General features: G+C 56.8%; 14 protein-coding genes. 9 read left to right on the forward strand and 5 right to left on the reverse strand.

Annotation, left to right across the window (positions count from 1 at the left end):
* Nucleotides 1-67 precede the first annotated feature (67 nt).
* From BA011_RS36590 to BA011_RS36600, 4 genes are read right to left on the reverse strand one after another with little or no spacing between them, the layout of a single operon-like run.
* Complete coding sequence (locus BA011_RS36590) at nucleotides 68-1,108, reverse strand: C45 family autoproteolytic acyltransferase/hydolase (protein WP_062940081.1); 1,041 nt, start codon at nucleotides 1,106-1,108, stop codon at nucleotides 68-70.
* Complete coding sequence (locus BA011_RS36595; protein WP_065284407.1) at nucleotides 1,105-2,547, reverse strand: biotin carboxylase; 1,443 nt, start codon at nucleotides 2,545-2,547, stop codon at nucleotides 1,105-1,107. Before BA011_RS36595 ends, BA011_RS36590 begins: the two co-directional genes overlap by 4 nt.
* Nucleotides 2,544-2,909, reverse strand: a complete 366-nt coding sequence (locus BA011_RS43555; RefSeq protein ID WP_151343756.1) for a hypothetical protein — start codon at nucleotides 2,907-2,909, stop codon at nucleotides 2,544-2,546. Before BA011_RS43555 ends, BA011_RS36595 begins: the two co-directional genes overlap by 4 nt.
* Entirely contained in the window at nucleotides 2,906-5,338 is a 2,433-nt protein-coding gene (locus tag BA011_RS36600; RefSeq protein WP_237352832.1) for an aminotransferase class I/II-fold pyridoxal phosphate-dependent enzyme, read from the reverse strand. Before BA011_RS36600 ends, BA011_RS43555 begins: the two co-directional genes overlap by 4 nt.
* 57 nt (nucleotides 5,339-5,395) lie before the next feature.
* Between BA011_RS36600 and BA011_RS44710 the strand changes: the two genes are divergently transcribed.
* The 9 genes from BA011_RS44710 to BA011_RS36645 all read left to right on the forward strand — a co-directional run bounded on the left by BA011_RS44710 (nucleotide 5,396) and on the right by BA011_RS36645 (nucleotide 16,509).
* The gene (locus BA011_RS44710) at nucleotides 5,396-5,707 is read left to right on the forward strand and encodes a hypothetical protein (RefSeq protein WP_186806628.1); all 312 of its coding nucleotides are present in this window, start codon (nucleotides 5,396-5,398) and stop codon (nucleotides 5,705-5,707) included.
* Between the two features lie 692 nt (nucleotides 5,708-6,399).
* Nucleotides 6,400-7,293 (forward strand): nitrogenase iron protein, encoded by an 894-nt coding sequence (nifH, locus tag BA011_RS36605; protein WP_062940084.1) that lies wholly within the window; start codon nucleotides 6,400-6,402, stop codon nucleotides 7,291-7,293.
* A 102-nt stretch (nucleotides 7,294-7,395) separates the two neighbouring features.
* Nucleotides 7,396-8,880: a nitrogenase molybdenum-iron protein alpha chain gene (gene nifD / locus BA011_RS36610; RefSeq protein ID WP_065284409.1), complete on the forward strand. Its 1,485-nt coding sequence runs from the start codon at nucleotides 7,396-7,398 to the stop codon at nucleotides 8,878-8,880.
* Between the two features lie 96 nt (nucleotides 8,881-8,976).
* The gene (gene nifK / locus BA011_RS36615) at nucleotides 8,977-10,518 is read left to right on the forward strand and encodes a nitrogenase molybdenum-iron protein subunit beta (protein ID WP_065284410.1); all 1,542 of its coding nucleotides are present in this window, start codon (nucleotides 8,977-8,979) and stop codon (nucleotides 10,516-10,518) included.
* Nucleotides 10,519-10,571: 53 nt separating this feature from the next.
* The gene (gene nifE / locus BA011_RS36620; RefSeq protein WP_065284411.1) at nucleotides 10,572-11,993 is read left to right on the forward strand and encodes a nitrogenase iron-molybdenum cofactor biosynthesis protein NifE; all 1,422 of its coding nucleotides are present in this window, start codon (nucleotides 10,572-10,574) and stop codon (nucleotides 11,991-11,993) included.
* A 53-nt stretch (nucleotides 11,994-12,046) separates the two neighbouring features.
* Nucleotides 12,047-13,396, forward strand: a complete 1,350-nt coding sequence (gene nifN / locus BA011_RS36625; RefSeq protein ID WP_065284412.1) for a nitrogenase iron-molybdenum cofactor biosynthesis protein NifN — start codon at nucleotides 12,047-12,049, stop codon at nucleotides 13,394-13,396.
* A gap of 362 nt (nucleotides 13,397-13,758) precedes the next feature.
* Nucleotides 13,759-14,082, forward strand: a complete 324-nt coding sequence (gene fdxB, locus BA011_RS43565; RefSeq protein ID WP_072641008.1) for a ferredoxin III, nif-specific — start codon at nucleotides 13,759-13,761, stop codon at nucleotides 14,080-14,082.
* 292 nt (nucleotides 14,083-14,374) lie between these two features.
* The gene (locus tag BA011_RS36640) at nucleotides 14,375-15,412 is read left to right on the forward strand and encodes an aspartate-semialdehyde dehydrogenase (RefSeq protein WP_065284415.1); all 1,038 of its coding nucleotides are present in this window, start codon (nucleotides 14,375-14,377) and stop codon (nucleotides 15,410-15,412) included.
* Nucleotides 15,409-16,509: a uridylate kinase gene (locus tag BA011_RS36645; protein ID WP_065284416.1), complete on the forward strand. Its 1,101-nt coding sequence runs from the start codon at nucleotides 15,409-15,411 to the stop codon at nucleotides 16,507-16,509. The genes BA011_RS36640 and BA011_RS36645 overlap by 4 nt, the downstream gene beginning before the upstream one ends.
* 558 nt (nucleotides 16,510-17,067) lie before the next feature.
* On the opposite strand, the gene BA011_RS36650 is transcribed toward BA011_RS36645, so the two are convergent.
* Nucleotides 17,068-18,215, reverse strand: a protein-coding gene (locus BA011_RS36650) for an IS3 family transposase (protein WP_130718853.1) whose coding sequence is annotated in 2 segments (ribosomal slippage) — nucleotides 17,068-17,966 and nucleotides 17,966-18,215 — 1,149 coding nt in all. Because the reading frame shifts where the segments join, the coding sequence is not laid out codon by codon here.
* Between the last annotated feature and the right edge of the window lie 478 nt (nucleotides 18,216-18,693).

Genomic DNA, 18,693 nt, shown 5'->3' on the forward strand with positions numbered 1-18,693 from the left:
ACTCTGCGTGGTCACCGGCTCACGGCCTCGGCCGTTACGAGGTCAAAATGATCGATTTACAAGATCGTCAACTGCTCACCGTGCCTTGCCTGAAGGTCGGGGCGAGGCCGGCGAACTCCCCGTCGTTGAAGCGGATGGTCCGCACCTCGTCCTGGAAATCGGCGCAGGACTGCCGCCAGACTGACCCCGGCCAAACCAGTTCCACCGAGGCGTCGAGAGGCCGGTAGACGGCAGTGTAGAGCGTGCCGCAGTCACGTCCGTAGTGTGTCTGATACACGGGGGGGCGATGGAAGCCGGCAAGAACCCTTTTGATACTCGCCGAGGCGGGCAGCAATTTCTCCACCGCCGCCTCGCGCTCGACCGAATTGGTGATCTCGGCGTAGCACGCCCATTCTACGCCGTGCTGGTGATTGGTGCTGACGCGACGCTCCACCACTTCCGCCGGGCGATCCGGATTTACATAGACGGTCGCGTGGTTTCCCTGACGGTCGATCACCGCGATGGAATAGGACATGTGCACTGGAATATCACGGAGCATGGCAACGGCTGCGGCCGTGGTGTTGGCAAACTCCAGCACGTATCGCAGCACAACCGGCATGCCGAATCCCTGCCCCACGGCTGTGCGCCCGCCGAAGGCGAGCGAGACCGCCAGCCCGTCCTCATTGATGCCATCGAGCACGCCCCACAGGCAATCGACCACCGCGACGACGCGCTTGCCGTTGAAGCGCGACGCGAGCCAGGTGCCTTCGAGAAGGCGCGGGCTGTAGTCATAGTTGCGAATGAGCGACGGCTCCGCACCGGTCACGATCGCCTGCGAACAGCCGCCCACATAGAAGGGCGGGCACCACATGGATAGGAAGCGGGCTTCGAGATCCCCGCCGCCGGCCGTCTCCACGATGGCCTCGTAGGTCGGCAGCAGTTTCGGCATATGTGTCCGCAATGCATTGAGGCTCACGGAATGGGTTGGGCGCGATCGGACACCTTCGCGCACGAACCAGCGGCTGTAGACGGGCCAATGGCGATCGAACACCCGGCGCCATTTGGGACCGGGTACATCTTCGTTTATAGCTTCGAACTTGAAGTCCATGGCGTCCTGCCGAATCTTCAACGGATCGGCTCCTTCGCTTCGTCGCACTGGATTTCGGTGACCGGCTTACTGGCATAGAGGCGCTTGATGCCCGTGATCCAGTTGTGGGCGCGCTCGTTCAGCTCGAATTCGTCGTCCATCACCCGCCCCCGCACGATCAGGGCTCCGAGGTCGACGCCCCTCTGTAGGGAGTCGCCGCGGCCGGTGAAGCGCACGAAGAGAGCCTCCTCATCGCTCTCGATCGCCTGCCGATGATAGTCGAAGCGCTGGTAGGACACGCTGCCGTCTGGCGCCATGCGGTAGATGCCCGTCGCCGGTGCATCGGTAACTGTTCCGACGAGGTCCTCGGTCCACTTGAGAATCAACTGCGACCAGGAATCGATGAATTCCTCGCGTGCCCAACGATCGTTCAGTTCCTCGACGTCGATGTCGTACTCGATACCGGAAAATTCCAATAGGTGGAATAGGAAGAGCGGCGCATCGGCATAGGCAAAGGCGGCTTGGTTTGTCAGCGAGCTTGCGCCGGATATGCGCGGATTGAGCTCGCCGAGATAGACTTCGTTGGCCTCAACATCGATGAGGAAATCGAGGTCGAAATAGCCGCGATAGCCTTCCTCGCGCAACTGATTGCCGAAGCGGTAGGCCATGTCGCGCGCCTTGGCGCGGACCTTTTCGGAAAAGGCGCCGGCGAAGATTTCATTGCCGGCCCAGCCGCCCTTGTAGGGCGTCAGCTCCAGCTTACCGACCACTTCGGTCATAAGTGGGCCGACGAGCGTGCCGGAGGCCGTGGTGCAGCCCTCCATGGTCGCGCTGCGGCAGTTGATGCGCTTCATGATCTTGACCTCGTCTTCCGCGGAAATTTTCGCGGCGTGACGGTTGAAGTCATCCTCGCTGGCGATGAAGAAGGTCGTCTTGCCGCTGTCGCCGAATGCAGTCTGCACCACGAGGTCGGCGCCGAGACCAGCCTTTCTCGCCGAACAACGAAGTTCCTCATAGGTGCGGGCGGGGCCCAGCGTGTTGGGCACGGAGGGCACGCTCGCCTTGTTGCCGATGCGCACGGTCTCCATCTTGTCGTCGCAGCGCTGACGCAACTTGGCCTTAGGATGCCAGATCTCGATACCGTGTTCCGTGCAAATTTTTTCGGTCGTCTCGTCGAACATCAGGAAGACGGCGACCGGGTCGGGGCCGCCCCTGGCGATATAGTCGATCACTTCCTCGCACTGGAGCAGGTGGTTGTTGACGCCCTCAATGCTCTTGCAGCGGGCATGGGGGATTTTGGAGGGAACGAAGACGTTTGGATGCCGCCCATCGTAGCAGTCGATGGAGTTGATGAACTTGAAGCTCCCTACCCATTCGTCGATGCCCATCAAATTGAAATTCGTCGGGGAAATGAAATAGATTGGGCGCTTATTGCGGCGCATGGCGAGCCGAAGCTCGGCAATATTGCTAATGCGTTTCATGATTGGCCCTCGTTTTCTTCGAGTGGTTGTTGCGCTTGATCGCGCCTCCTTTCTTCTTTCTTGTCTTTCTTCTTCGAGATACCCTGCTCCTGATGGGCACACTTCCGGAGATTTTCATCGCCATTTAGGCATGGGGGAGATGAGCCAAGACTGTCGAGATAGGCGGATTCGCTGGCATTCTTGTAGGTCGAGAAGGCGACGTTGCGGTCGCGGAACGACTTACGCACCTGGCCGAGGCCGTTGGCGCGCCCCGGAATTTGGGAGGAAGTGTGGATCGATTCGCTAGCGCAAATCGGTACGCGCAGATGTGGATTGGTGCGTGACAGATGAGGAAACCCATATATTTGAGGGAGCACACTCAAGACGCGCCTCCATGCTCGGGAGACGACTTTTGTGCGTCCAGAACTCTGCGAAGCGTTTCCTCCCTGAAAACCCGCAAACCCAGCTCCCGCCGGAAGCCATGTATTTCGCAAACATCGAGCGCGCACAGATATTGCAGTATCTCCGGACTAATGAGTTGGCCCCACACGAGAATGGCTGAGCCTGGAGGGTAAGGGGTGACAAGACTCGCAGAGACCAGTTTGCGGCCCCCGGCGATGGCGCCTTCGGCTTTGTCGAGGGGGAGATATTCACAGTTTGCAGGGTCACGGGACAAGGAGCGTGCCGAGCGTATGTCGCCGTCTGTGGTTCCCAGGTTAATAGCAGAGTCCATCGCGCGGAACGCCGGATGGAAGGCTGAAAAGTTCGGCAGTGGCGGCTGCTCCTGCGTCAGCGAGATAAGATCGTGGCTGCTTCGCTGGCTTGTGGAAAGATCGCGCACTTTTTCGTCTGTTTCGCGAGCGATCTTCTTCAGCGCTCCGATCAGATGGGCGATTTGGGAGCGTGTGCTGCCGATATTCACGATGAACAGCGCAGTGTTGCGCGTAGTCTTGTTGATCTGGATCTCGTGTTCATTCATCAGCTTGTCCTTGAACGCGTTGCCACTGAGGCCCGTGGCGCTGATTTCCAGCGTTAGGTGCGTCGGATCGAGGACGAATTCGTCCATCCGCCAGGCCGTCTCGAAATTGCTCCAGCCGGTCTTCTCGTCGAAATAGGATTCCGCGTTCGACTCGCGATATTCCCGCGGCACGAAACCGTCGACGCCAATGACCCGGAAATATTTCTTCAGCAGCGGATCGCAGGACAGCTGCTCGGGCAGACCCACGGCGAGCTCCCGCATGCGCTTGACGAGCCCGTAGCCTTCCATTTCCACCTGCCGACGGGCGACGTCAAGCGACGCAAGGAGCTGGTAGTTGGGTGAGGTCGAGGTGTGCGTCATTAAGGCATCGTTGAAGTTCTCCTCGGTCTTTTGCTCGAACTCTTCATCCCAGACGAGGGTCATTGTCGCCTGCCGCAGTGCCGTCAGCGACTTGTGCGTTGACTGGGTTGCATAGACGCGCGATCGCGCCTTCGACGGATCCGGCAGGAGGCGCGCGTTCAGGATCCTTTCGTCGTCCTTCCAGGCCTCGGCGTTGAATTCGGCGCTGAAGGCCTCGTAGCTGGCGGCATAGTCAGGATCTTGCAGCATCGCTGAAAGGTTGGCGGCGCTTTTCATCGCCGTGCGCTGCCGGTATGTCGGATGCGCGCAAGCAAAGGCGAACCAGGCCTCGTCCCACATGAAGATGAGATGCGGCGCGATCGCCAGGCACTCCTCCATCACGCGCTGGGGCGTGTAGACGATGCCATCGAAGGTGCTGTTGGTGAGCACCACCCCACGAACGCTGTCGATCGTGCCGGCGCGCTTGTGGGCGAGAAGGACCCGCTTCAGCTCCCGTAGGCGCACTGCGCCATATATGGAATAATCGTTCAGCGGATAGGGATCCAGATACACGGGCCGCGCGCCTGCCAGCGCCAGCGCGTAATGGTTTGATTTGTGGCAGTTGTGGTCGACCAACACCACGTCGTCTGGCCCGAAAAGCGCCTGCACTACCATCTTGTTGGCCGTCGAAGTGCCGTTGGTGCCAAAGAAGCAGCGCTTGGCGCCAAAGGCGCGGGCGGCATATTCTTGCGCAATCTTCAGTGGGCCGCGCGGATTGAGCAGGGAATCCAGGCCGCCCGAGGTGGCGGAGCTCTCCGCGCTGAACAGGCCCGTGCCATAGAACTGCTCGAAATCGCCGATCCAGTTCGAATGTCTGATCGACTTGCCGCGGGAGACCGGCAAGGCGTGGAAGTTGCTTACCGGCAGTTTGGCGTGGTCGCGCAGGGCAAAGAAGAACGGCGTATCGTATCGCTGCACGACGTTGCGGATGATGGATGGATAGAGTTCGTCGCAGTCCTCCTCGCGGAAGAAGATGCGCTTGAAGGTCTCGCCCGTGTGCGCGGGGATTTCCTCAACATTGCCGTCGGTGAAGAGATAGAGATCGAGCTCTGGTCGAAACTCCGCAATCAGGCGGCCGAGCGTCGGGCCGAGCTCAGATTCCGGAACGGCCTCGATGTCGGCGTCCAGCCCCTCGAGTCCCCAGTGCGACGTGGCCAGATGACAGTCCTGGGAGCGGAGGGGAAACCCGTTACGAATAACCACGGCTTGGATCTTGGTGTTGTCGAGCGTCGCATTCCAGGCTTCGTCGAAGCTCCGGACGAAGACGGTGCGGATGACGAAAACGTCATCGACGCTGCGTTTGCGCTGCAGGTGACGGCGTAGGGCCTTCTGCTCGGCCGCCGAATGCGTGCCGACAATCAGTACCACTACATCTGGGAGAGCTGCCATGCTTGGCGTTCCTTCATGTGTTCGAAGCAATGCGGTTATCCGCAATGCGGCTCCGCTGCCTCGCAATAGCTCTCAAGATTCGTGCCAAGCAGGCCGATTGAGATGACGAACAACAATTCGCTGCGATTTCAGTTATGTGGGCGGAAATTACGGGGATTGAGAACAGGAACGCTTGTCATAACCGACAAAGGTAGCGACAAAGGTAGCGACAAAGGTAGCGACAAAGGTAGCGACAAAGGTAGCGACAAAGGTAGCGACAAAGGTAGCGACAAAGCCGCAACTCATGACGTACCCCAATTCAATGGGCCATTTGGAATTTGCCAATTAAGATCCCTGACGGGGAGAAGTAAGGTACTCGGCGAAGGCCTCGAACATTACGAGCAGATCATTTGTTCTGAAGCTGGCGAAGGATAGACGCCACTGAAAGGCCGAGCTTTCTAAACGATCTACGCCGGGCGGGTGCCCTTGAAGAAGCAGCTAGGCCACTTGGACGCGTGCCGCACGACGTATGGTCACAAATGGCGCCTTCTTCGTCGTCTAAGGGTCATGATTTGTGCGGGGCGAGAGCTTCGTTGACATCGTTGCCACTATCATGATGGACAGCAGAGTAGGACGTTAACCCTATGCGGGGCACCAGACCCGGCATCAATTACGCCTTCCCGGTGAAGTGGATTGCTAGCCGTGGAGTAATCGAAGTGACATGACGCTTGATCATCGCCGGAAACAGCGCTTTGCGGCAAGTGATCAGAATTCGTTACGGCTGGTCTGGTGATGGGATACAGGCTGTTCGAACAATAATCCTAGAAGCTACACATGGATAAATGAGACATCCTGTCGGTTGGTCAGATATTGCACAAAGGGTCAGTACCATTCATCGGCCCTCAGAGGGTGACAATCCATTTCGACATTGTCATCACCTTTTGTCGGTTACGTGACAAGCGTCCTGTTCTCAATCCCCCTATTTTGCGCCCACACAACTGGAATCGCAGCGAATTATTGTTCGTCAGCTCAAGCGGCCCGCTTGGCACGAATCTTGAGAGCTATTGCGAGGCAGCGGGACGGCCTCCGCATCCGCGTTGCCTCGAACATATGAAGGAACGCCAAGCATGGCAGCTCTGCGTCAGATTGCATTCTATGGAAAGGGCGGAATTGGCAAGTCCACTACGTCCCAAAACACACTAGCCGCCCTTGTGGACCATGGACAGAAGATCCTCATCGTCGGCTGTGACCCGAAGGCTGATTCTACGCGCTTGATCTTGAACTCGAAGGCCCAGGATACGGTTCTTGATCTCGCAGCGACGAGAGGTTCGGTTGAAGATCTTGAACTCGAAGACGTGCTCAAGATAGGCTATAAAGGTATCAAATGCGTGGAGTCTGGCGGCCCGGAGCCAGGCGTCGGATGCGCGGGCCGCGGCGTTATCACGTCGATCAACTTTCTCGAAGAGAACGGCGCCTACAACGATGTCGACTACGTGTCTTATGACGTTCTCGGTGACGTTGTGTGCGGCGGCTTCGCGATGCCGATCCGTGAAAACAAAGCTCAGGAAATCTACATCGTCATGTCCGGCGAAATGATGGCACTCTATGCCGCCAACAATATCGCCAGGGGCATCCTGAAATATGCTGCAGGCGGCAGCGTCCGCCTGGGTGGGCTCATTTGCAACGAGCGTCAGACCGACCGCGAACTCGACCTGGCCGAAGCGCTGGCTGCCAAACTCAATTCTAAGCTCATCCACTTCGTGCCACGCGACAACATAGTCCAACATGCCGAGCTTAGAAAGATGACGGTGATCCAATATGCGCCGGACTCTCAGCAAGCGGCCGAGTACCGGACACTTGCCCAAAGAATACATGACAATTCTGGAAAAGGCACCATCCCGACCCCCATCACCATGGAAGAACTTGAGGACATGCTTCTCGATTTCGGGATCATGAAGACCGACGAGCAGATGCTTGCCGAACTTCAAGCCAGAGATGCCAAGTTGAAAGCTGCCCAGTGATCACACTGACACGAGCGAGCAGCGACACGCAAAGCGCCTGCCATCCCGTGAGGGAGGTTTCGCAGTTGAGATTTCAGCCGGATTTTCCAAGGGGTTGGGTCAATGACCTTCAAATACGCGAATGACAGTGATTTACATGCGAAGCTTATAACGGACGTGCTGTCGCAATATCCGGACAAAGCAGCAAAGCGCCGCAGTAAGCACCTTAGCCTTGCAACGAGCGAAAAGGACGCAAACGCGATTAGCGAATGCGAGGTAAAGTCGAATATCAAGTCTGTTCCAGGCGTGATGACGATCCGCGGCTGCGCTTACGCCGGTTCAAAAGGTGTCGTCTGGGGACCAATCAAGGATATGGTTCACATTTCACACGGGCCTGTGGGCTGCGGTCAATATTCCTGGTCGCAACGTCGCAACTATTACGTCGGTCTGACGGGCATCGACACGTTCGTAACCATGCAATTTACATCCGACTTTCAGGAAAAGGACATCGTTTTCGGTGGTGACAAGAAACTGGAAAAGGTCATCGATGAGATCGCTGAACTTTTCCCGCTAAGCAATGGCGTCACCCTGCAATCAGAATGTCCGATCGGCCTGATTGGCGACGATATCGAGGCCGTAGCGCGAAAAAAGGCCAAAGAACACGCGACGACCGTTGTGCCGGTACGCTGCGAAGGCTTCCGTGGCGTGTCGCAATCGCTTGGCCACCACATCGCCAACGACGCAATTCGAGATTGGGTCTTCGACAAGAAAGACATAAAATTCGAGTCAGGTCCCTACGACGTAAATGTCATAGGCGACTATAACATCGGCGGCGACGCATGGGCCTCGCGCATCCTGCTCGAGGAGATCGGATTGCGCGTGGTCGGCAACTGGTCGGGAGATGCCACTCTCGCGGAGGTGGAGCGCGCGCCGAGAGCCGCACTCAACCTCATTCACTGCTATCGGTCGATGAATTACATCTCCAGGCACATGGAGGAAAAATATGGCATTCCTTGGATGGAGTATAATTTCTTTGGGGCGTACCAAATCAACGCCTCGCTGCGCAACATTGCCAAGCACTTCGGGCCGGAGATCCAGGAAAAAGCCGAAAAGGTCATAGTCAAATACCAACCCCTCGTTTGGGCCGTAATCGACAAATATTGGCCGCGCCTCTCTGGCAAACAGGTGATGCTCTACGTCGGGGGATTGCGTCCTCGTCACGTCGTCACCGCCTATGAGGACCTCGGTATGGAAATCGTAGGAACCGGCTACGAATTCGGTCACGGCGACGACTATCAGCGCACTGGCCATTATGTAAAAGAAGGCACGCTGATCTACGACGATGTGAATAGCTACGAGCTAGAGAAATTCATTGAGGGAATTCGGCCCGATCTCGTCGGATCCGGCATCAAGGAGAAATACCCGGTGCAGAAAATGGGCATTCCATTCCGTCAGATGCACTCCTGGGACTATTCTGGTCCGTATCACGGTTATGATGGCTTCGCAATTTTCGCCCGGGACATGGATATGGCAATTAACAATCCAGTTTGGGGTCTCTACGACGCGCCCTGGAATAAAGACCGCGCTTTGGCTGCGGTTGCTGGGTGAGAACCTAGCGTTCGCGCGTAAAAAACGCTCAGGGCTTAAGCGACGCATGTTTCTGGACCGCCCTTGAGCCGCGGCCAGATTGAAAGAGGTGACCCTATGCCGCAATCAGCTAAGAAAACTCTCGACCACGCGCCCCTATTCTGCGAGCCGGAATACAGGAAGATGTTGGCCAAAAAAAAGCTGAAATTCGAATGCCCACACCCGGACCAGGTTGTCTCTGACCAACGTGAATTCACGAAGACCTGGGAATATCGCGAAAAAAACTTGGCCCGCCAAGCTCTTGTGGTTAATCCAGCCAAAGCCTGCCAGCCACTCGGCGCGGTCTTTGCAGCGGCGGGATTCGAGCGGACGATGTCGTTTGTCCATGGCAGCCAAGGTTGCGTAGCCTACTACAGATCGCACCTATCTCGCCATTTCAAGGAGCCGTCATCGGTGGTCTCGTCATCGATGACGGAAGACGCGGCTGTATTTGGCGGCTTGAAAAACATGGTCGACGGTCTCGCCAACACATACAAGCTCTATAACCCGAAGATGATCGCGGTGTCGACCACATGTATGGCCGAGGTCATCGGAGATGACCTGCATGGTTTTATCGAAAACGCCAAAAGTGAAGGTTCGGTCCCGCGCGATTTCGATGTCCCCTTCGCCCACACGCCTGCCTTTGTCGGCAGCCATGTCGATGGCTACGACAGCATGGTAAAAGGTGTGCTGGAGAATTTCTGGAAGGGCGCCGCGCGAAGTGAAGCCACCGCTTCTATCAACATCATTCCTGGATTTGATGGCTTCTGCGTTGGGAACAATCGCGAATTAAAACGCCTGCTCGACTTGATGCAAGTGACTTACATGTTCATCCAGGACGCATCAGATCAGTTTGATACGCCCTCCGATGGCGAATTTCGAATGTATGACGGCGGGACCAAAATCAATGACGTGAAGGCGGCGTTGAACGCGGAGTGGACATTGTCCCTGCAGCATTACAACACTCGCAAGACGCTGGACTATTGCAGAGACGTTGGACAAGTGGCTACCTCCTTCCACTACCCTCTCGGCGTCCAAGCTACCGACGAACTTCTGATGGTGATATCGGAGATTTCCAGGAGAGAAATTCCCGAGGCGATCCGCCTGGAGCGCGGTCGACTCATCGATGCGATGGCGGATAGCCAAGCTTGGCTATATGGAAAAAAATACGCGATTTACGGCGATCCAGATTTCGTTTATGCGATGGCGCGCTTCATCATGGAGACCGGCGGCGAGCCAACCCACTGCCTCGCCACAAACGGCACCTCGGCTTGGGAAGCCGAGATGAAGGAACTCCTCGCATCCTCGCCCTTCGGGAAGAATGCACAGGTTTGGCCAGGCAAAGATCTCTGGGCAATGCGCTCGCTACTTTTCACTGAGCCCGTGGATCTCCTGATAGGCAATTCTTATGGGAAGTATCTCGAACGGGACACCGGTACCCCACTGGTTCGGCTGACGTTTCCAATTTTTGACCGGCACCATCATCATCGATTCCCCCTCATGGGCTACCAGGGCGGACTGCGTCTTTTAACGGCGATCCTCGACAAGATTTTCGACAACCTCGATCGCGAAACAATGCACGCCGGTGTGACGGACTATTCGTATGACCTCACTCGCTAAGAGCGGTGGTCTCCCAAACGGCCTATCTCTCAACCCAGCATGAAGGCAGACGAATGGCCTCGCTCAACGCCAAAATCACAGATGCCTTCCATGAGCTCGCGAGCGAGAGGAGCGGCAGCAAGGACCCTAGGGTTCGCCGAAGGGATTGCGCGAAGCCAATGGCCCCCGGAACGGCTGTCGGCGGTTGCGCTTTCGACGGCGCCAAGGTCGCACTGCAGCCGATCACCGATGTCGCGCATCTGATTCACGGGCCGCTCGCCTGCGAGGGAAATTCCTGGGACAACCGTGGCGCTGCCTCGTCAGGTCCAACACTTTGGCGCACGAGCTTCACGACTGATCTTACGGAAATCGACATTGTGATGGGACACAGCGAACAGAAGCTCTTTAAAGCGATCCGGGAAATCAAGGAGGGGTATGCGCCCGCGGCAATCTTCGTCTATTCAACCTGCGTTACGGCGATGATCGGTGACGACATCGAGGTTGTTTGCAAGCGAGCGGCGGACGAATTTGCCTTACCGGTGGTGCCGGTCAATGCGCCAGGCTTTGTCGGATCTAAGAACCTCGGCAACAAGCTAGCGGGCGAGGCGCTACTCAAGCATGTCATAGGTACCTTGGAGCCCGATGAGCCAGGCCTTTGCGACATCAACATACTCGGCGAATTTAACCTCTCTGGTGAGTTCTGGCAGGTGAAGCCGCTCTTGGATAAGCTCGGCATCCGCGTCCGCGCCTGTATTCCCGGAGACGCGCGATATCTGCAAATCGCCTCCGCCCACCGCTCACGCGCAGCGATGACGGTGTGTTCGACAGCGTTCGTTACGTTGGCACGTAAGATGCAGGAGCGGTGGGACATTCCATTTTTCGAGGGCTCCTTCTATGGCATTTCCGGCACCTCGGAGGCGCTCCGGCGGATCGCCGATCTGCTTGTAAGGAAGGGTGCTGACCCCTCGCTTTTGCATCGCACGGAAATCCTTGTAGCGGAAGAAGAGGCAAAGGTGTGGAAGAGGCTAGAAGCCTACCGACCTCGCCTCGAGGGCAAGCGCGTGCTTCTAAATACAGGCGGCGTGAAATCCTGGTCGGTCGTCCATGCCTTGATGGAGATCGGCATGGAGATCGTCGGCACATCAGTCAAGAAATCGACGCTCGAAGATCGGGAGCGAGTGAAACAGACCCTGAAGGAGGAGAACCTCCTGTTCGAGTCGATGTCGCCGCGCGAGCTTTTCTCGCTTCTACTCGAGAGAAAGGCTGACATCATGCTGTCGGGCGGGCGCACCCAGTATATAGCGTTGAAGGCTAAACTGCCCTGGCTCGATATTAATCAGGAGCGTCATCACGCTTACGCTGGCTACGAGGGAATGGTGCAACTTGCTCGACAAATTGACCTGGCAATCCACAACCCTATGTGGCCGCAGGTGCGCGAGCCGGCGCCATGGGAGCCGGCTTTGGTCGTTGCAAAGCGAGCGAAAAGAGAAGCGTAAGCGCGTCGAACCAAAACCGCGAGATCACTCGCAAAGAACGTTGAGGTCGTACTATGGCACGCGTCGTATCACAAACTAAGTCGGCGGCGGTCAACCCACTCAAGTCGTCTCAGCCGCTTGGGGCTGCCTTCGCCTTTCTGGGCATCGACGGCGCAATACCTCTGCTCCATGGCAGCCAGGGATGTACGAGCTTCGCGCTCGCACTGCTCGTGAGGCATTTCAATGAAGCGATCCCGCTGCAAACGACGGCGATGAACGAAGCCGCGATAATCGTCGGCGGCGCGGATCGTCTCGAAGAGGCAATTCTCAGCCTCAAAGCCCGCACGAGGCCTCGACTGATCGGAATATGCACGACCGCATCGGTAGAGGCCCGCGACGAGGATGTCGCCGGTGACGTCGAAAACATCAAGCGCAGGCGGGCGATGGAACTTATGGGGACCGAAGTGGTAGTCGCCAACACGCCTGACTTTGATGGCGCCATAGAGGAGGGTTGGTCCAAAGCTGTTACCGCCATGATCGAGGCAATAGCGCGACCTGACAAGCAGTATCGCAATCCGAGGAAAATCGCGATCTTGCCTGGCTGGAACTTAACGGTTGCTGACATAGAACATCTGCGCGAGACGGCCGTAAGCTTCGGCCTCGACCCGGTTATTCTGCCTGACGTATCCGGATCGCTCGACGGCTCCATCCCCGAAGAATGGATGCCGATAACGTATGGCGGCACGAAATTGAAGGAGATTCGCGATCTCGGGGCGACGATGCAGTGTATCGCAATCGGTGAGCATATGCGGCGACCGGCTGAAGCGCTGCAGAGACTGACCGGCGTGCCGTACGTGCTGTTTAGATCGCTGACGGGCCTAGAAAACGTCGATCGCTTTATTCGCGTGCTTGCCGCTATGTCACGCAAACAGTCACCACTCAATGTCCGCCGCAACCGAATGCAGTTGCAGGATGCCATGCTCGACGGACATTCCCATATGGCTGGCAAGAAGATCGCAATCGCTTCCGAGCCCGATCAACTTTTCCAGCTCTCCGACTTTTTTACTGCCATGGGTGCGGAAATTGCGGCCGCGGTCACCACGACCGGCACTTCGAAGGCGCTCGAGATGGTACCGGCGAAGACCGTCAAAGTCGGCGATCTCAGTGATCTGGAAAGTCTCGCCGCAACGGCCGATCTTATCGTCACACACTCGCACGGCCGAGAAGCTGCCAGACGTCTCGGCGTTCCGCTGATGCGGGTGGGGTTCCCCATGTTCGACCGCTTCGGCAGCCAGCACAAACTTACAATATTATACCGCGGATCCCGCGAGGTGATCTTCGACTTCGCGAACATCATTCAGGCTAACCACCACCCTCCGAACCCCTGGCCACTTGACTCAACCGACAGGCGGGGATCGCAATAATGAGATCAATTCGTCGCCTCTCGCTCTTCAATGGCAGATTCTATCAACAGCGGCCGAAACGGTAGGTGGGCGCTTTGAATTGCGATCGCCCACGCAAGATGTGAAGGGACTGAACTCGGAGTTAGAATCGGCCAGACTCTTTGTCATCTACGACGCGACTCGCAACGCGTGGACCTTCGTGGAAGCCGCCGGGTTCGAGGACATCTCCGACGAGATCGGAAGACACTGATCGAAGGTAAGGAACCGCATCGCGGCAAAGATAACGGCGTTAGAAAGCTGCCGGCTCGCATTTTGTCTGGCGATCGGCGCGCCTTCGGCGGTCACATATATCATGGCAGAACTCGCTAAAATCGGAGGAATCTATGACAAGGTCATGCGTTACTCGCGACGGGTCCCGATGGATGCCGGAATATCTGAATTCGATCAACCCTGCGATGTGCATCGGCTGCGGTCGCTGCTTCAAGGTCTGTTCACGTGAGGTCATGCACCCCTACGGCATCGACGACGCAGGTGAAACGCTCGGTGTCTGCGATGGCGAGGACGACTTTAATGGTGAGCTCAGTCGCGTGATCATGGTCATTGATTATCCCGGCCGCTGTATCGGCTGCGGAGCGTGTGCCCGCGTCTGTCCCAAGAACTGCCAGACTCATATCGCCGTTGATCATCGTGCGGTGCACGAATCTTGAACTCCGTTCCGAGCGGTAGAAGCCGCCGGCGCCGTCCAAATTGCGAGACTATCGCATCGGTTCGAAGACGTGGAGAAGGCCGCATGGCAACTTCCTGAAAGCAAATCCGGCTGGCGACGCGAAGATCTTTCTAGGCGTCCACCAGGTCGAAAGTCCAACGATCTGAAGAGAGGAGGCATTGAACTGTGCATCAAGCCGCGACGACAGACTTCCAGTTACATCCTTGGGCGGCCGAAGCGAGCTTCGAATTTTGAAAGCAAGATCCAACCACGAGCGTCTAAATGAGGTACTCATGAGACCATTAGATATTTCTGTCGTTGGAGCAACCGGGGCGGTCGGAACGGCCCTGATCAAATTGTTGGAAAAAAGCGAGATTAAGATCAATCGACTGCGGCTGTTCGCCTCCAGTTCGGGTGCGCGTCAATTCAAGTTTCGAGACCAAACATACCAGGTTGAGGCACTCCGCGACATTAGCGATATCGGTGATACCAAAACCGACATTGCATTCTTCTCTGCAGGCGGCGACGTAAGCGCCGTATGGGGACCTCGGTTCGCATCCCAAGGAGCCTTGGTGATTGACAACTCGAATGCCTTTCGAATGAGGCCTGACGTACCCCTCATCGTACCACAAGTTAACGCGTGTTCACTTACGGTTCGTCCACCGTCTGGAATAGTAGCAAATCCAAATTGCTCCACGATACAGCTGGTTCGGGCACTGCGACCGTTGATAGCGACGTTCGGCGTTAACCAGGTTCTTTTGACCACCTATCAAGCCGCCTCAGGAGTTGGCCTGCGCGGGATTAAGGAGCTAGAAGACGGTGTCAAAGCCTGGCTCGAGGGGAGCACAGGACCCGCTGCGGAGAGCTTCCCTGTCCCTCTTGCATTCAATGTCATACCGCAGATCGGAGAGATTTCCCGCGAAGGCGTGGCGCTTGAGGAACGCAAGCTGGTTCAAGAGTCACGGAAGATCTTCGGTATGCCTCATCTGCAGTTAACCGCCACCTGCGTTAGAGTGCCAGTAAAGACGGGTCATTCCGAGGCGGTATACGTCGAGTTCGACGAACATGTTCGAATAGAACAGGTCCGTGAGCTCCTGGCAAATGAACCAGGTGTTCGACTTTATGCTGACGAAGTTCGCGACGGATATCCAATGCCACGCTATCTGGGAGATCCTGCAGATGTTCACGTCGGACGGGTCCGAGTTAATCCCGAGAATCCGCGCGGGCTGTGGATGTGGGTAGTAGCCGACAACATTCAGGTTGGGGCGGCACTCAACGCACTCCTCATCGCACAGCTTGCGATCGCCAATAACTTGATCGGTGAATCATGAAGACGACTATTGTCAAATTCGGGGGCTCGAGTTTTCGAGATCCTTGTGATTACGCTCGAGTTGCTCAGCATTTAGCTGAGCTGCGGGCAGCAGGCGGAGCCAAGATTATCGCCGTGGTCAGCGCAATGTATGGAATGACCGACAAGCCGAAAGCAACCATGCTTGGCGTCAACAGGGAAGCATCACCATCGAATCTCGATGCGGCACTTGCCACGGGCGAGATGCTAAGTGCCTGCATGTTGGAGGCTGCAGTCTGCTGCCTTGGGATTCCCGTAACGTCGTTGAATGGCTATGTCCTAGGGATAGGCACAAATTCAGACTTCGGTCGGGCATCAGTAGAAAGGGTCGATCCTCAGCCAATCAGGGCTGCACTTCAGGAGCATGACATTGTCATTGTAACGGGCGGTCAGGCAATTGATCAGTCGGGCAGACTAACGTTTCTCGGCAGAAACAGCTCCGATCTGACAGCCGTCGTGATCGCTGCCATGTTAGGAGAGCAAGCGTGCGAAATATATTCAGATGTTAAGGGCGTCTACACGGCAGATCCTCATCTTGTACCAGGGGCACGATTAATCCCGAAGATTGGGTATTGGACAATTGCGCAGATGTCGCAGCAGGGCGCAAAGGTGCTGCACCATAGGGCAGTGGATTATGCTAAAGAGCACGCAGTCACCATAGTGTGCAAAGCACTGACTAGTGACGGAGCGGCGACGGGCACGATCATCACAGGCCACGGATACTCCGCTTCCGTGACACTAGCACGCGACACAGCAGTATTAGCTGTCGCGAGTGTTGCAGAACGCGACACTCTCCTTGTGCTTCTTGATCAACACGATATTAGCTCGATATGCTTTGAAGAGGACGGCAGGCCCTGCCTTTGCATCATAACCGACATCGATTTTGCGATGCGCCTTGTCGCAGCGGCAGGCACGCGCGCCGTCGCCATCACATCAAAGGACGTGGTGACCGAGCTTAATGGCGCGATGTCGCGCGTCCACCTTCACGTTGACTACGAGAGCGCCTTGGCACATGCGCAAAACATCCACGAACAAATGTATCCTGCAGCCGTTCGCGATCTTGTGATAGAGAACGACTAAACAGCGCCACAGGCGACGCCCGAATGGAGGCGGCGGCGAAATCGCTTGATCTGGCCATCGGCCCAGGGATGCTTCGACTTGGTAGCCAGGTGATCGCTAGCGACGATCGCCTGTTCCACCGCCCTGATAACCCCGGCGCATCGTCGAGTTCAAGATGCAGTCTTCATCGCAGGGACAGGGCGCGGACAGACGCGACCGGTGGATACGGATAGGGTTGTAGGTTCCGGATCGGCTCTTTCCCGTTTTTGTGGACGAGGCAGTCCAATGCGGCTGAAGTTGATAGCCTTCCTTCGGTGCGCCAGCGTATCGTTGTCTGGCTCCGGCTCGATCATGAAGCGCTTGCTGGTCGCCAGACCCATCGCAAAGTATTGAGCTCGCATTCGCGGTCATTGATGCGGCTGGCGGCAGTCCGCGCCGCGGTGGCATACGACTGGCCGCCATGTGATGGCATTGCGGTTGGTCTTCGGCGCACCTTCCAGCCTTCGGACGACTCGCGCAGCCCCCATACAACGGGAGGAGAACGCTCCCTGGCCTGCTGCCGGTTTATCGGACACGAGGTTAAGCTAATCCCACCTTTGTTTCAAAGTCATTGGGGCTGAGATAGCCCAGTGTCGAGTGGCGACGCTTCGGGTTGTAGAAGCGCTCGATGTAATCGAACACATCGGCTCTGGCGTCATTCCTCGTGCGATAAACCTTCCGTGCCGTTCTCTCCGTTTTCAGTGAGGAGAAGAAGCTCTCCATTGCAGCGTTGTCCCAGACATTTCCAGAGCGGCTCATCGAGCAGGTGATGCCGTGATCTCCCATGAGGCGCTGGAACTGCTCGCTGGTATATTGGCTGCCCTGGTCGGAGTGATGCAGCAGAGCATCTGGTTTTCCTCGACGCCATATCGCCATGATCAGCGCATCTGTGACGAGTTGGGCTGTCATGTTGGCATTCATCGACCAGCCGACGACACGGCGTGAGAACAGGTCGATGACGGCTGCGACATACAGCCAGCCTTCCGCGGTCCAGATATAGGTGAAGTCAGCCACCCATTTCTGGTTCGGACGGTCTGCCACGAACTGGCGGTCCAGCACGTTAGGCATGATGACGGCACGGTCACCGGCATCCTTTGGCAAGCCACGCCGCCTCGGTCTTGCCCTGAGCGCATTCAAGCGCATCAGCCGCTCAATACGATGGAGGCCACAGGATAACCCTTCCTCCAGCACATCGTGCCAGACCCGTCGGGCACCATAGGTGCGGTCGCTGGACTGGAAACTCTGCTTGATCCTTTCCAGCAGGACCTCGTCATGGCGTGCATGTTCGCTCGGAGAACGATTGAACCAGGCGTGGAAACCTGAACGAGAAACTCCCAGCGCTTCACAGAGCCATGCCACCGGCCAGATCGAGCGGTGCTTTGCAACGAACGCGAACTTCATATCGCGTCCCTGGCAAAGTAGGCTGCGGCCTTTTTTAGGATATCGCGCTCTGCCTTCAGCTTTGCGACTTCACGACGGAGCCGCTCGATCTCAAGCTGCTCCGGCTTCATTTGCCCTTTTCCAGGAAAGGATTGGCTGGGATCGTCGCCGTATTCCCGAACCCATTTGCGCAACACATTCTCGTGGACATCAAGATCACGGGCAGCCTGCGCAACGGCAACCCCACGCTCCCTGACCAGCTTCACCGCCTCAAGCTTGTACTCGCGGCTGAATATTCGTCTTTGCATTCATGCTCTCCGGTTTCAGGAGGAACACCTTAACCTCGTGTCCATGAAACCGGCAGCAGGCCACCCGACGGAACGCTCTGATCGAATCGGACTTCCACCGACCTTGGCGAACCAGGTGTTGGACGGCCCCCTTTTAGCCAGACAACCAACATAGGGAGGGACAAGAATGCCGCTCACCCGTAGCGGCGTTTTTGACACGATCGAGCGAAGCGCGCAGCTTGCTTTCAATCGGCTCGTCCTTGATCGATTATACGCCGCGGGCTTGCACCCCGTCGACTAGTTGCCGCTCGAAACACTTATCCCAGCCGATGTTAGCAACGATTTCCTTGGCCCTCCTTTTGGACTTCTCACCTCAAGGTGCAACGCCCCTAAATTCGGCGTTTCCTACGACACGTCGGCCAAGAGCATAATTTTTCTTCCGGCCACCTTCCTCAGATTGATCCTTAGCGCGTCAGCAAACTCTGATATTGTTTGATGG

Origin of the sequence: Rhizobium leguminosarum (assembly GCF_001679785.1) — a bacterium.
In the GTDB taxonomy this organism is placed as follows: domain Bacteria; phylum Pseudomonadota; class Alphaproteobacteria; order Rhizobiales; family Rhizobiaceae; genus Rhizobium; species Rhizobium leguminosarum_R.